This window comes from Bacillus sp. FSL R5-0712, from assembly GCF_038593285.1.
In the GTDB taxonomy this organism is placed as follows: domain Bacteria; phylum Bacillota; class Bacilli; order Bacillales; family Bacillaceae; genus Bacillus; species Bacillus safensis.
The window spans coordinates 2,473,837-2,487,910 of sequence record NZ_CP151981.1 but is presented as its reverse complement, the minus strand read 5'-3'; the positions used below and the strand labels follow the sequence as shown (position 1 = coordinate 2,487,910).

The following is a 14,074-nucleotide window of genomic DNA, read 5'->3' as shown; positions in this document are numbered from 1 at the left end:
GATGACATTGTTTACAACCTACCATGAAGCGATTGAGTGGATTCACAGCAGACTGGCCTTTGGCGTAAAACCGGGTCTTGAACGAATGAAATGGCTGATGAACAGACTAGGAAATCCGGAACAAAGCATAAAAGCAGTACATGTTGCAGGTACAAATGGCAAAGGATCAACCATTGCGTTTACGCGTTCTGTTTTACAGGCAGCCGGCTATTCAGTCGGAACTTTCACCTCCCCATTTATACTAACGTTCAATGAAAGAATCAGCGTGAACGGAGCGCCTATAGAGGATGAAGAATGGCTGAGTTTGGTGAATGAAATCAAGCCTCTTGTTGATGAATTAGATCAAACAGAGCTTGGCGCAGCAACAGAATTTGAAATCATTACAGCATGTGCATTTGCTTATTTTGCTCAAGTGCACCAAGTAGACTTTGTCCTCTTGGAAACAGGGCTTGGCGGAAGGCTTGATTCTACAAATATTGCTGTGCCTATCTTAACAGCGATTACGTCGATTGGTCATGATCATATGGCCATTTTAGGTGACACACTTGAACAGATTGCAGCTGAAAAAGCGGGCATTATCAAAAAGGGTATTCCGATGATCACGGCAGTTCACCAGCCTGAAGCTCTTGCTGTCATTCAAAACACAGCAAAAGAAAAGAATGCCGAATGTATTTCCTTACATGATACTTGCAGCTTTGATGAGCAGCAGCCGACAGAAACAGGTGAACGTTTCACATTACGCACATCAAAAAGGCAGTATCCTCAGCTTGAAACAGGATTAATTGGAACGCATCAAAGGCAAAATGCTTCCCTTGCTGTTTTACTCATTGAATGGCTGGAGCAAGAAGGCTATATTAGCGTGACAGAAGAGCAAATATATGAAGGCATTCGGCAGGCAGTTTGGGCTGGGAGATTTGAAAAGATTAAAGATCAGCCTCCAGTGTATTTAGACGGCGCTCATAATGAAGAAGGGATCGACCGTTTAATTGAAACCGTACAAGCTCATTTTTCTAGTAAACAGGTGCATATATGTTTTAGTGCTTTAAAAGATAAGCCGTACAAGAAAATGATTCAAAAGCTTGAAGCTGTCAGTTCTTCTATTCATTTTGTTTCATTTGATTTTCCAAGAGCCGAATCAGCTGAAAAGCTTTATGTATGCAGTCAGTTAGACGCAAAGTCGTATGATGATGACCCTCGTACAGTGCTTGAGTTCATTCAGAATAAAAGTGATGATCCTTCAGCGGTGATTCTTGTGACTGGCTCTCTTTATTTTATTTCAGATATAAGAAATCGTATGATCGGATAACAAAAAAACGCAAATGGCTTCAATGCCTCTTGCGTTTTTTTATTTTGATACGCAGAAGAGAAGTAAAATCATATTTTTGCTATGTGCACAATGAATACGGTCATGGTAAAATCCGGTCTATCTTATTCTCGGAAGGGGTCACGATATATGATAGGCATTTTTGTGTTTCTTGCGGGCATCACCATGGGGTCATTCTTTCATCTAGTCGGTGAAAGGCTGCCACTGAAGCGGTCTATTCTTTTTCCTCGTTCTCACTGCACAGCCTGTAAACAGCCGCTTTCCTTGCGCGAGATGATTCCGCTAGTTTCGTATGCATTATTGAGGGGGACTTGTAAACATTGCGGCACTCGGTTGCCAATGCTATATCCACTGATTGAGCTGCTGTCAGGCAGTCTTTTTTTGCTCATGTATAGAATCGCTGGTATTTCGTTTGAAGGTCTTTTTCTTGTGATTCTTTGTAGTTTATTTGTGATTGCTGTCGTGAGCGATCTCCTTTATATGAGGGTGCCAAACGAGCTGTTTCTCTTCTTTTTCCCTCTTTTCGTCATATACCGCACGCTTGAACCTCTTCTTATTTGGTGGGAAGGAGCGGCTTCGCTTCTTTTTTGCTTTCTCTTGTTTTATAGTTTAGATCGTTTCAAGCCAAATAGCATGGGTGGAGCTGATATGAAGCTGTTCAGTGTGCTTGCATTTTGCTTTGGCTTAAAGCCATTCCTTCTCATTCTTTTTCTCTCGTGTATCGCTGGAATCGTCTATGCGAAGGTTTTTTCTTTTCGATTAGATGAGCCATTTCCCTTTGTTCCTGCGATCTCTTTTTCTTTTTGGCTGTATCTCTATGGCGCTCATGTCATGCTCCCGTTGGCCGGGTCGATCGGTTGAAAAAATTGGCGAACACTTTTTTTCCGTGCCGACAAAAGTCTTGTTCTTTTTTTTATCCGCTATGTTAAAGTGTGAAACAGAAAGAAGGACGGGTTACATTCGCGCTGATTCATTGGACAAAAAGGTCTTTCTTACAAACAATGTCAGAAAGCGGGGAATGACAGTGAAAAAAAGGCAGGCAAAAAAACAAGGGTTAAAAGTCAATATTAATGGCAAAGAAGAAATGCTTCATGAAGATGACCACCAGCCGCCAAAACAGCAAGAGGATGATCAAGTGACGTTTTCGAATTGGGAGGAAAAAAGGCAGTCAGAACAGGAGACAGCTGCTTCCGAGGAAGAACCGGCTAAACCGAAAGAAGAAGACTTCCAGTGGGATGACGCAGCTGATCATATTTATCATTCTGACCCAAAGGTCGTCACACCTTATCAAAAGAAAAAAGGCTCCTTTGACCAGAAGTTCGGTAAAAACCGCGGCCCGTTTAAGAGAGTGATGACAACGATTGTGTTTGCAGTGGTTCTTGGGACAGGCCTTGGTGTGTTTGCACTTAGCTTAAGTCAAGATGGTACTCAGAATCCATCAGGGGGAGATATCAGCGTTTCAGCGTCCGGAAATCAATCATCAATGAAAGCGGGCGGGGATGCGCCGCCAGCAGATACTGCTGATGAATCAAAAGAGAATAAGGATGAAAAAAGCGCCTCTGGCAGTTTTTCAACCTATGTCGTACAGGCTGGAAAGTTTTCCTCTGAAAAAGGAGCAGATGAATTAGTTGGCAGTTTAAAAGAAGCAGGATATGCGGGGAAAAAGGTCTCGATGGATGATGGCTATTATGTCATTGCTGGGCTTGCGACAGAACAGGGCATGACAAGTGCTGTTGGGAAGAAGCTGATTGATCAGCACTTTGAGGCGTGGGGAGGCAAGGAGCTCTCATTTCAAGTACCGGAGGAGCTGACTAGTTTAATAGAAAAGGCATCTGTTTTATCCTCTAAGGTCATTGCAGGGGATGATGTGGATCAAAAGGACGTTGCGCAGCTGATCTCTGAGCTTGAAAGTGCCAAAACAACGGACGCACCAGCTAAAAGCAGTTTGCTGAAAGCGGTGCAGCTGTTAAATGAACCTACTGCTGAAAACGGGTGGAAATCCCAGCAGGCACTGCTTGATCAATTAAATACGTAAAATCATATTTTAAGAAACCAAACTAGTCAAAAAATGACTAGTTTTTTTCTTTTGCTTCCAACATAATGATGGAGGAACATGAAAATGGCATTTTCGTCAATTGTCGGTAAGATGTTCATTTGATAGGATGAATGGGTATCTTACTTCTTAGGCTAAACCCTGAAAGGATGAACAAACATGAACCAGTTAATACTCGCATCTCAATCACCTAGAAGAAAAGAATTGCTTGATTTAGCAGGGTTTTCTTATGACATTCAAGCAAGTGATTTAAAAGAAGAAATAAATCGAAACCTTTCTCCTGCTGAGAACGTCCAATGGTTGGCAGAACAAAAAGCAAATGATATTCAAAGATTATATCCCGAAGCTGTGATTATTGGTGCAGATACGATTGTTGCAATTGACGGCAAATGTCTTGGGAAACCAAAAGACAAGGAAGAAGCGGCCTCAATGCTTCAATTATTGTCAGGAAAGACACATCAAGTCTTGACGGGTGTCACGGTTCAATCAGAGAATAGAAAAGAAACATTTTATGAACAGACAGAAGTGACGTTTTGGACACTTACGCAAAATGAAATAGACCGCTATATCGAAACGGGAGAACCGCTTGATAAAGCGGGAAGCTATGGCATTCAAGGAAAAGGTGCACTGTTTGTTCAAAAAATAGATGGTGATTATTTTTCCGTTGTAGGTCTCCCTATTGCCAAAACAGTTAGAGTGCTCGAAACATTTGGAATCACCCCTTTTTGATGACAGGAAGGAATCTAAAAGGAGTGGGCATCATGAACGATTTCCCTATGTTGCTAAAGCATTTTCCTCAAGATGAAAAGCCGAGAGAACGATTGATTAAATATGGTCCCGGCAGTCTGTCAAACCATGAACTTGTTGCGATTCTTTTAAGGACAGGCACAAAAAAGGAATCAGTTCTTCAAATTTCGGCAAGACTTCTGCAAACATTTGGCGGTCTTCGCACTATAAGAGAAGCCTCAATTGAAGAAATGTCGAAGATTCGAGGAGTTGGAAAGGCGAAGGCGGTCTCTCTTTTAGCTGCTTTAGAACTCGGCACTAGATTACACCATCAAACGACGGACAACCGCTATGTGATCCGCACACCAGAGGATGGGGCAAACTTTGTGATGGAAGATATGAGGTTTTTACAACAGGAAAATTTCGTTTGTCTTTATCTCAATACTAAAAATCAAGTCCTTCATAAACATACCGTGTTTATTGGAAGTTTGAACTCATCCATCGTTCACCCGCGTGAAATTTTCAAAGAGGCCTTTAAACGGTCCGCTGCTTCATTTATATGTGTGCACAACCATCCATCTGGAGATCCGACGCCGAGCAGGGAAGATATTGAAGTCACACAGCGACTTTTTGAATGTGGACAGCTGATTGGAATACAGCTGCTTGATCATCTTGTCATAGGTGATCAAAAATTTGTGAGTTTGAAGGAAAAAGGGTATTTGTAACACTTTTTTTTTCAATGTTTTACGATATAATAGAGTTTATGAGTTTTTCCCTAAGGGAATTTTGGTTTAAGAAAGGAAGATACATACATATGTTTGGAATTGGTACAAAAGACCTTGGAATAGATCTTGGCACAGCGAATACGCTTGTTTTTATTAAAGGAAAAGGCATTGTTGTAAGAGAACCTTCGGTCGTAGCCTTGGAAACTGATACGAAGTCTATAGTGGCAGTCGGAAATGATGCTAGAAACATGATTGGCCGTACACCTGGTAATGTTGTGGCACTACGCCCAATGAAAGACGGTGTCATTGCAGATTACGAGACGACAGCAACAATGATGAAATATTACATTAATCAAGCATTAAAAGGCAAAGGGCTTTTTGCTCGTAAACCTTACGTCATGGTATGTGTACCATCTGGTATTACAGCTGTAGAAGAGCGTGCAGTCATTGATGCAACAAGACAAGCTGGTGCACGTGACGCATACCCTATTGAAGAACCATTTGCTGCGGCAATCGGTGCTAACCTTCCTGTATGGGAACCAACAGGAAGTATGGTTGTGGATATTGGCGGCGGTACAACAGAAGTAGCGATTATTTCTCTTGGCGGTATTGTGACATCACAATCAATCCGCGTGGCAGGAGATGAGATGGATGATGCGATCAGCAGCTACATCCGTAAAACGTATAACCTAATGATCGGTGATCGTACATCAGAAGCGATTAAAATGGAAATCGGTTCTGCGCAGCCTGACGTACATGATGAGATGGACATTCGCGGACGTGACCTTTTAACAGGTCTGCCAAAAACAATCTCTATTACGGCAGAAGAGATTGCAAAAGCGCTTCGCGATACGGTGGAAACAATTGTCGATGCAGTGAAAATGACTCTTGAAAAAACCCCGCCTGAGCTCGCAGCAGATATTATGGACCGCGGAATTGTTTTAACAGGAGGCGGTGCACTGCTGCGTAATCTTGACAAAGTCATTAGCGATGAAACGAAAATGCCAGTCATTATTGCAGAAGACCCGCTTGACTGTGTGGCAATCGGGACAGGGAAAGCACTAGAACATATTCATTTGTTCAAAGGAAAATCAAAAGATAATCGATAATCGGGCGTAATTAAAGAGGTGTAAGACATGCCGCAGTTTTTTATGAATAAAAGATTAATGTTGCTCCTTGTCTGTGTCATCGTACTGGTGGCCATGATTGGTTTTTCAGTGAAAAGCGGCAGAGGTGCTTCATGGCCGGAAAAATTAGTGGGGGATACGACAGGCTTTTTTCAAGGTGTCTTTCATAAACCATCACAATTTATTGCCGGTATTTATGGGAACGTACAAGATTTAAAGAACACATATGATGAAAACGAGCGTCTTCGAAAAAAACTTGATGGACAAACTCAGTATGAGGCGAAACTTCAAGAACTAGAAGATGAGAACAAAAAGCTTCGCAAACAGCTTGGCTATGTGAACTCTATTCGTGACTACACGCCAATTCTATCAACTGTTATCGCAAGAAACCCTTCTCTTTGGGATAGCTTTGTGATGATTGATAAAGGGAAAAAACAAGGCGTGGAAAAAGATATGGCAGTCACTAATGAGAGTGGCGCATTAATTGGGAAGATTGAAAGTGATAAGCTCAACAATTTTACTTCGACTGTAAGATTGCTAAGCTCTACTGACCAAAATAATAGAATTTCAACGAAAATTTTTGCGAAAAAGGGCAAAGAAGAACTCAATGGAATCATTAACGGTTATGACAGCAAGAAAAAAATGCTGACTATGAATATTCTGAAATCTGATGCAGATGGGGATGTCAAAAAAGGAGATCTTGTTGAAACATCTGGAGCAGGGGGCGTATTCCCGCAAGGCTTAACGATTGGTAAGGTAAGTGAAATCGAGCCAGACCATTACGGCCTGACAAAGATCATTTACGTAGAACCAGCGGCTGAACTTAACAATTTAGACCGCGTGATTGTGGTGAATCGCAGCACAAGTACAGCAGATGCATCTGAATTGACGAAGGAGGAAGGATCGTGAAACGTGTCCTTCTTGCTTTCGTCATGTTGTTTATCTTCGTATTTGACAGCATTTTTGTTGATTTAGTGAAGCTCCCATTTGTTTCAGAGAATCAAATTTTAGCTCCTCATTTCATTTTACTCGCACTTGTATTTATGACTGCTTTTGTGAATCAAAAATATGGTGTGATTTACGGATTTATCTTTGGACTTTTATATGATATTTCATATACAGGCATACTTGGTGTTCATATGTTTGGCTTTGGGGCGCTTTGCTATTTGTTAGCAAAAGCCTTTAAAGTTCTGCAAACGAATATGTTAGTCGTTGTCTTTCTGTCGATTATTGCTGTTTCCGTGATGGAGTTTTATGTATACGGCGTTCAAGCGACAATTCAACCAGGGATTATGCCGTTTAATACGTATGTCATCGAACGCTTTATTCCAACGATTCTTTTAAATACTGCTGCGTCTCTCATACTTGTTGTGCCGTTTAGGCTCTTTTTCACCCATGTGAAACAAGGACTGATCGACGAATAAAAGCAGGAGTTTGTCCAATTACGGCGAAATGAGTATGTTGTTGAGGTGAGCATCTTGAAAACTCAAAAACAGCAATATGTGACGATAAAAGGTACAAAAAACGGATTAACATTACAGTTGAATGATGACTGTTCGTTTGATGACCTTCTTTCCGGCTTGCGAGAGGTTCTATTACTTGAGCAATATACAGATGGAAGAGAAGGACATAAGGTCAATGTGCATATTAAGCTTGGTTTTCGGTATTTAACAGAGGATCAGGAGACACGTTTGACTGAAGCGGTGTCTGAAAATGAACATCTCGTCATCCACTCCATTGAAAGTGACGTCATGTCAACTGAAGAGGCGAGACGATTAAAAGCAGAGGCTGAAATTACTTCTGTAGCAAAAATTGTACGCTCTGGACAGGTGCTGCATGTCGAAGGAGATCTTTTATTAATAGGAGATGTCAATCCTGGCGGAACGATTCGCGCAGGAGGAAATATTTTTGTGCTTGGCGCATTAAAAGGTGTGGCGCATGCTGGATGTAATGGCAACAAACAGGCTGTTATTGCGGCATCTCATATGATTCCAACACAGCTTCGCATCGCACAAGTTTTTAACCGTGCACCAGACCAAAAAGAAGATGGAAATGAAATGGAATGTGCTTATTTAGATATAGATGGCAATATGATCATTGAACGCCTGCAGCAATTGGCTCATATAAGACCTAATCTGACAAGGCTTGAGGGAGGAATGTGAAATTGGGCGAGGCTATTGTGATTACCTCAGGAAAAGGCGGCGTTGGCAAAACAACAACATCTGCAAACTTAGGCACAGCACTAGCAATTCAAGGGAAAAAAGTGTGTCTAGTTGATACCGATATCGGCCTTCGGAATCTGGATGTCGTGATGGGGCTAGAAAACCGCATTATTTATGATCTAGTCGATGTAGTAGAAGGAAGATGCAAAATTCATCAAGCGCTTGTAAAAGATAAGCGTTTCGAGGATCTTTTGTATCTTTTACCTGCTGCTCAAACAAGTGATAAAACGGCTGTAGAGCCGGAACAGATCAAAGAATTAATTCAATCATTGAAACAAGACTTTGATTATGTTGTCATTGATTGCCCTGCTGGAATTGAGCAAGGCTTTAAAAATGCTGTATCCGGTGCAGACAAGGCCATTGTCGTGACGACGCCTGAAATCTCAGCTGTAAGAGATGCGGACCGAATCATCGGTTTGTTAGAACAAGAAGATATCGAACCGCCTCGTTTGATTGTCAACCGTATTCGTACACACATGGCGAAAAATGGCGATTCAATGGATGTAGATGAAGTGGTACATCATTTATCAATTGATCTACTTGGCATTGTAGCAGATGATGATGATGTGATTAAGGCTTCAAACAATGGTGAACCGATTGTAATGGATGCTAAAAACAAAGTATCGATTGCCTATCGCAATATTGCCCGCCGCGTACTAGGCGAATCTGTTCCGCTTCAATCTTTTGAAGAAGAAAACAAGGGAATGTTTGCAAAGCTCAAAGCATTTTTTGGTGTAAGAGCATAATCACTGAACCGTGATAGAAAACCTTTGCAGTCTAGGAAAGGCGGCTGCCTTTGCGAAGCGAATTTGACATTCGTGAGTACCGGAGCGCAGACCTGACACTGAATGCAAGGGTTTGTCTGCATGCTGAGACCGATTCGATGAGAATCGGTCTTTTTGTTGCATATCAGATGGGGTTGTCACATAAAATGTACAAACTGTTTGTATGTAAAGGGTGATCTCATGAAAAGAGTGGACGAGTACCGAAAGAAAATTGCGCAGCGCCGCAAAACGATGCAGCCAGCTGCTCCCCCTAAGAAGACGGCTTTCAAGAAAAAAGAAGATATCCCGCCATGGGTTATGCTGACAGAGGAAGAAAAGCATTCTGGCTCGACCTCCTATGAACCGGCGACTCATCAGACAAAGAAATACCGTCATCCCTTATTTAATCCGAATACCTTTGTGCTTAAATGCTTATTATCAGCGTCCCTTGTTTTGATTGCAGCCATTTCATTTAAAGGTCAGACAGGTCCGTTTCAGCAGCTGAAGCCAATGATTACTCAGACTTTTGAGAAAGATTTTCAATTTGCTGCTGCTAACCGCTGGTTTGAAAAAACAGTTGGACATCCGCTGGCTTTTTTAACAGAGAAAAAAAATGGCCAAAAGGACGTACAAGCGAATCAAGAACTCGCTGTTCCTGCCTCTGGTAAAGTGCAGGAATCCTTTACACAAAATGGAGCAGGTGTCAAAGTGGAGACATCCGCTGAAGCCATTGATAGTATGAAGGAAGGCTACGTGGTCGAGGTGAAAAAGCAAAGCGATACAGGGCTTACCGTTGTAGTGCAGCATGCAGATAACAGCTATAGCTGGTACGGTCAATTAAAGAAAGCCGATGTGGCCTTATACGATTTTGTCGATAAGGGTGAAAAAATTGGCCAGATTTCGCTTGATGATCAAGGGAAGGGCACGTATTACTTTGCCATTAAGCAAAATGAACAATTTATCGATCCTATTCAGGTGATGACCTTTGAATAGATGGCTGCTCATGCTGACGAAAATTCACATCCATCCGCTGCTGTGGGTTGTGATGGCGTTTGCGATTCTGTCAGGTCAAATCAAGCCGCTGCTTTGTCTGCTCGTGATCGTCTGTGTCCATGAACTTGGACATGCAGCGGCTGCCTGCTATTATCATTGGCGCATTCGGCGGATTTTTTTACTGCCATTTGGCGGAACGGTGGAAGTAGAGGAACATGGGAACCGTCCGTTAAAAGAAGAGCTGGCGGTCATTTTGTGCGGGCCGCTTCAGCATGTACCGCTCCAGCTCATCGCATGGCTTTTCATGGAGGCTTCTCTTATATCGCACGACGTCTTTACGATGTTTACCTTTTATAATATGGCGATTTTCCTTGTGAATCTTTTGCCCGTTTGGCCGCTTGATGGCGGAAAATTATTCTTTTTGCTCTTATCTGTTTTTTACCCTTTCCAACGTGCACATGCCCTAGCAATAAAAGGCTCACTTGTCTTTTTCGGTCTATTGACAGGAGGGTTACTTTTGTTTGCACCGCTGCAATTCAATGGCTGGGTGCTGCTTACTTTTTTAGCTTATTCACTCGTGATGGAGCATAGGCAGCGGCATTACGTCAGGGTTCGCTTTTTACTAGAACGGTATTACGGTAAAAAAGAGCAAAAGGTAGAAAAACTGATTCCGCTGAGAGCAAGTGCAGAGGAGAAAGTATACGAAGTGATGGCACGATTTCAAAGGGGCTGTAAGCATCCAATTATTATTGAAAGAGATGGCGTGAAGATGAGCCAGCTTGATGAAAATGAACTGCTCCATGCGTATTTTTCTGATCGCAGAACCACTTCCTCAATGGAAGAGCTTCTTTTACCGTACTAATGGTGAAAATACATTGACATTCTGCGTCTAGTTTGATATATTTTTTAATGTTATGGATATGTAGCACCCGTGCTACAACCGCGCGGAGCAGGTGTAAAGTGCCTATGGCCCCCTGTATTCGGCGAGTCTGAGTTTATTAGGAGGTGCAGAGATGTACGCAATTATCGAAACTGGTGGTAAACAAGTAAAAGTTGAAGAAGGTCAAACTGTTTATGTTGAAAAACTAGCTGCTGAAGCAGGTGAAACAGTAACTTTCGAAAACGTATTGTTTGTCGGCGGAGACACTGTCAAAGTGGGTAACCCTTCAGTTGCTGGAGCAACAGTAACGGCTAAAGTTGAAAAACAAGGTCGCGGTAAGAAAATTACTGTGTTCAAGTACAAACCGAAGAAAAACAACCACAAGAAACAAGGTCATCGTCAACCTTACACTAAAGTTGTTATCGAAAAAATCAACGCTTAAGGCGTGTGAGTGATATGATCAAAGCAACCATTACTCGGTCTTCAGCAGATGAAAGCATTACGTCTTTTCAGATGACTGGACATGCCGAGTTTGCTGAAAAAGGTCAGGATCTCGTTTGTGCAGGTGTATCTGCTGTTGTTTTCGGCTCAGTCAATTCAATTATTGCACTGACAGGATTGGACCCACTGCTTGATATTGGTGAAGATGGCGGCTACTTCTCTTTTGAACTGCCGGCTGATACAGATCCAGTATCCTTTGAAAAAGCCCAGCTGCTTTTAGAAGGCATGGTCGTTTCCTTAGAGACAATTGAACGAGATTATCACGATTATGTGAGAATATCAACAAAAAAATAGGAGGTGAACTTCATGCTTAGATTAGATCTTCAATTTTTCGCATCTAAAAAAGGGGTAGGTTCTACAAAGAACGGACGTGACTCTGAGTCTAAACGTTTAGGCGCTAAACGTGCTGATGGTCAATTCGTAACTGGTGGTTCTATCCTTTATCGTCAACGTGGAACGAAAATCTATCCAGGTGAAAACGTTGGACGCGGAGGCGACGACACTCTTTTCGCTAAAATCGACGGAACGGTTAAATTCGAACGTTTCGGTCGTGACCGTAAAAAAGTGAGCGTATATCCTGCGGCACAATAATTGCTAAAAACTCCGGTCATTGACTGGAGTTTTTTCACTTTTTACAAGCAGTACCGAAGATGATAAAAGAAGATGCACTCCATAAATATCAAAGAACGTTTGCTGACTTTGCCTCATTTTCTCCTATACGATCAGAAAAAACAACCTTTCCTCACATAACTAGTGTTTTTCTATGCTGTCTTCTCTGTTATAATTCAGGGAGACATATTGATGATAAGACTCCTAAAAGAGAGACCAAACGATTGGGAGTGCGATAATGGAAGAGATACCAAGTAAAGAAAATGAAAAATTAACTCACGTTGCATTAACAAATGAATTGATCTATCTGCTCAGTCGTTCAAGACACGACTGGATGAATAAATTACAGCTGATCAAAGGCAACTTGACATTAGAAAAATATGACCGCGTGTTTGAAATTATAGAAGAAATGGTCATTGAAGCACAGCATGAATCCAAACTCTCAAATTTAAAAATTCCCCAATTGGCCTATTACTTTCTAACATTTAATTGGGAGTCGCATTTTATCACCTTAGAATATGAAGTGCTTGGTGAAACCCGAGACTTATCAGCATATGAATCGCAGCTGCTAACGGTATCACAGGAGTTGTTTTCGATATTCGATCAATCAGTTTGTCAAAAAACTGAAAATCATTTAACGGTCACTTTCCAAACAGATCATGAAGAAAATGATGTGATCTTATATTTTGATTTCAAAGGAAAATTAACAAGTTTGGATGCGTTAAATGCGTTTCATGACGCAAACTATCCATGTATGAGTATAACGCAATTTCATGTGACGCCTCATGAGTCCATGATTGAGCTTTGTTTGAGGCAAGAACGAGATATGTGATGCAGAGAAACGGAGGAAGTTATGTTTGTAGATCAGGTTAAAGTGTATGTTAAAGGCGGTGACGGCGGAAACGGTATGGTGGCGTTCCGTCGTGAAAAATATGTACCAAAGGGCGGTCCAGCAGGCGGTGACGGCGGAAATGGTGCAGATGTTGTATTTGAAGTAGACGAAGGACTTAGAACGTTAATGGACTTTCGTTATAAGCGCCATTTCAAGGCTGACCGCGGCGAGCACGGAATGAGTAAAAACCAGCATGGCCGAAATGCGGAAGAAATGATTGTCAAAGTTCCGCCGGGTACGGTTGTGACAGATGCAGAGACGGAACAAGTACTAGCTGACTTGACAGAGCATGGGCAGCGGGCTGTCATTGCCAAAGGCGGACGTGGCGGACGTGGGAATTCACGCTTCGCAACACCAGCAAACCCTGCACCACAGCTGTCTGAAAACGGTGAGCCAGGTAAAGAACGTGACGTCATCTTAGAATTAAAAGTACTTGCAGATGTTGGACTTGTTGGTTTCCCAAGTGTCGGGAAGTCAACGCTGCTCTCGATTGTCTCTTCTGCGAAACCAAAAATTGCGGATTATCATTTTACAACGCTTGTACCGAACCTCGGGGTTGTTGAAACAGACGATAACCGAAGCTTTGTTATGGCGGATCTGCCAGGACTGATCGAAGGAGCGCACGAAGGCGTTGGCTTAGGTCATCAATTTTTACGTCATATTGAGCGTACACGTGTCATTGTCCATGTCATTGATATGTCTGGACTTGAAGGGCGTGACCCATACGAAGACTATGTGACGATTAATGAAGAGCTTGAGCAGTACAATATGAGATTGACTGAGCGTCCGCAAATCATTGTTGCGAACAAAATGGACATGCCAGATGCAGCTGACAATCTAGAGGCATTTAAAGAAAAATTAACGGATGACTATAAAGTGTTCCCGATTAGTGCGATCACAAGAGAAGGGCTTCGTGAGCTCTTATTTGAAATCGCCAATCAGCTTGAAACAACACCGGAATTCCCGCTCTATAATGAAGAGGAGCTGTCGGATAATCGCGTGATGTACAGGTTTGATGAAGGCGATGCACCATTTGAGATCTCTAGAGATCCTGATGGCACATTTGTCTTAACGGGTAAAGCACTTGAGCGTCTCTTTAAGATGACAGACTTCTCAAGAGATGAATCTGTTAAACGATTCTCTAGACAGCTGCGCGGAATGGGTGTCGATGATGCGTTGCGTGAGCGCGGTGCAAAAGATGGCGACATCATTCGTCTGCTTGAATTTGAATTCGAATTTATTGATTGATCAACAGGAG

17 protein-coding genes and 1 other annotated feature are annotated in these 14,074 nt (G+C 42.2%); all 17 genes read left to right on the top strand.

From position 1 onward, the window contains the following. Position 1: 1 nt before the first annotated feature. Positions 2-1,306, top strand: coding sequence for a folylpolyglutamate synthase/dihydrofolate synthase family protein (locus NSU11_RS12680; protein ID WP_281237019.1), 1,305 nt, complete (start codon positions 2-4; stop codon positions 1,304-1,306). Between the two features lie 147 nt (positions 1,307-1,453). Continuing rightward, positions 1,454-2,185, top strand: coding sequence for an A24 family peptidase (locus NSU11_RS12675; RefSeq protein WP_257802672.1), 732 nt, complete (start codon positions 1,454-1,456; stop codon positions 2,183-2,185). Positions 2,186-2,342: 157 nt separating this feature from the next. Then, entirely contained in the window at positions 2,343-3,359 is a 1,017-nt protein-coding gene (locus NSU11_RS12670) for an SPOR domain-containing protein (protein ID WP_029706176.1), read from the top strand. Positions 3,360-3,536: 177 nt separating this feature from the next. Next, complete coding sequence (locus NSU11_RS12665; RefSeq protein WP_342493601.1) at positions 3,537-4,106, top strand: Maf family protein; 570 nt, start codon at positions 3,537-3,539, stop codon at positions 4,104-4,106. Between the two features lie 47 nt (positions 4,107-4,153). Continuing rightward, a complete protein-coding gene (gene radC / locus NSU11_RS12660; RefSeq protein ID WP_044331749.1) occupies positions 4,154-4,828 on the top strand; it encodes a DNA repair protein RadC in 675 nt (224 codons plus the stop codon). 89 nt (positions 4,829-4,917) lie between these two features. Continuing rightward, positions 4,918-5,937, top strand: coding sequence for a rod shape-determining protein (locus tag NSU11_RS12655; protein WP_007501538.1), 1,020 nt, complete (start codon positions 4,918-4,920; stop codon positions 5,935-5,937). 27 nt (positions 5,938-5,964) lie between these two features. Beyond that, the gene (mreC, locus tag NSU11_RS12650) at positions 5,965-6,864 is read left to right on the top strand and encodes a rod shape-determining protein MreC (RefSeq protein ID WP_024423163.1); all 900 of its coding nucleotides are present in this window, start codon (positions 5,965-5,967) and stop codon (positions 6,862-6,864) included. Next, on the top strand, positions 6,861-7,379 hold the full coding sequence (mreD, locus tag NSU11_RS12645) for a rod shape-determining protein MreD (protein WP_024423162.1): 519 nt from the start codon (positions 6,861-6,863) through the stop codon (positions 7,377-7,379). The genes mreC and mreD overlap by 4 nt, the downstream gene beginning before the upstream one ends. Before the next feature lie 54 nt (positions 7,380-7,433). Next, positions 7,434-8,117 carry a septum site-determining protein MinC gene (gene minC / locus NSU11_RS12640; RefSeq protein ID WP_254806155.1) on the top strand — a complete coding sequence of 228 codons (684 nt, stop codon included), beginning with the start codon at positions 7,434-7,436 and terminating at the stop codon, positions 8,115-8,117. Between the two features lie 2 nt (positions 8,118-8,119). Continuing rightward, positions 8,120-8,923: a septum site-determining protein MinD gene (gene minD / locus NSU11_RS12635; RefSeq protein ID WP_017358134.1), complete on the top strand. Its 804-nt coding sequence runs from the start codon at positions 8,120-8,122 to the stop codon at positions 8,921-8,923. 219 nt (positions 8,924-9,142) lie between these two features. Next, positions 9,143-9,934 carry a M23 family metallopeptidase gene (locus NSU11_RS12630; RefSeq protein ID WP_044331557.1) on the top strand — a complete coding sequence of 264 codons (792 nt, stop codon included), beginning with the start codon at positions 9,143-9,145 and terminating at the stop codon, positions 9,932-9,934. Further along, positions 9,927-10,796, top strand: a complete 870-nt coding sequence (locus NSU11_RS12625) for a M50 family metallopeptidase (protein WP_044331558.1) — start codon at positions 9,927-9,929, stop codon at positions 10,794-10,796. The genes NSU11_RS12630 and NSU11_RS12625 overlap by 8 nt, the downstream gene beginning before the upstream one ends. 66 nt (positions 10,797-10,862) lie before the next feature. Next, positions 10,863-10,935: a sequence feature (ribosomal protein L21 leader region), on the top strand. 12 nt (positions 10,936-10,947) lie between these two features. Continuing rightward, on the top strand, positions 10,948-11,256 hold the full coding sequence (gene rplU, locus NSU11_RS12620) for a 50S ribosomal protein L21 (protein WP_003216781.1): 309 nt from the start codon (positions 10,948-10,950) through the stop codon (positions 11,254-11,256). Positions 11,257-11,270: 14 nt separating this feature from the next. Next, positions 11,271-11,609 (top strand): ribosomal-processing cysteine protease Prp, encoded by a 339-nt coding sequence (locus NSU11_RS12615; protein ID WP_034621123.1) that lies wholly within the window; start codon positions 11,271-11,273, stop codon positions 11,607-11,609. Positions 11,610-11,621: 12 nt separating this feature from the next. After that, a complete protein-coding gene (gene rpmA, locus NSU11_RS12610) occupies positions 11,622-11,906 on the top strand; it encodes a 50S ribosomal protein L27 (RefSeq protein WP_003216586.1) in 285 nt (94 codons plus the stop codon). A gap of 256 nt (positions 11,907-12,162) precedes the next feature. Further along, entirely contained in the window at positions 12,163-12,756 is a 594-nt protein-coding gene (locus NSU11_RS12605; RefSeq protein WP_024423157.1) for a sporulation initiation phosphotransferase B, read from the top strand. 21 nt (positions 12,757-12,777) lie between these two features. Beyond that, a complete protein-coding gene (obgE, locus tag NSU11_RS12600; RefSeq protein ID WP_024423156.1) occupies positions 12,778-14,064 on the top strand; it encodes a GTPase ObgE in 1,287 nt (428 codons plus the stop codon). Positions 14,065-14,074: the final 10 nt, after the last annotated feature.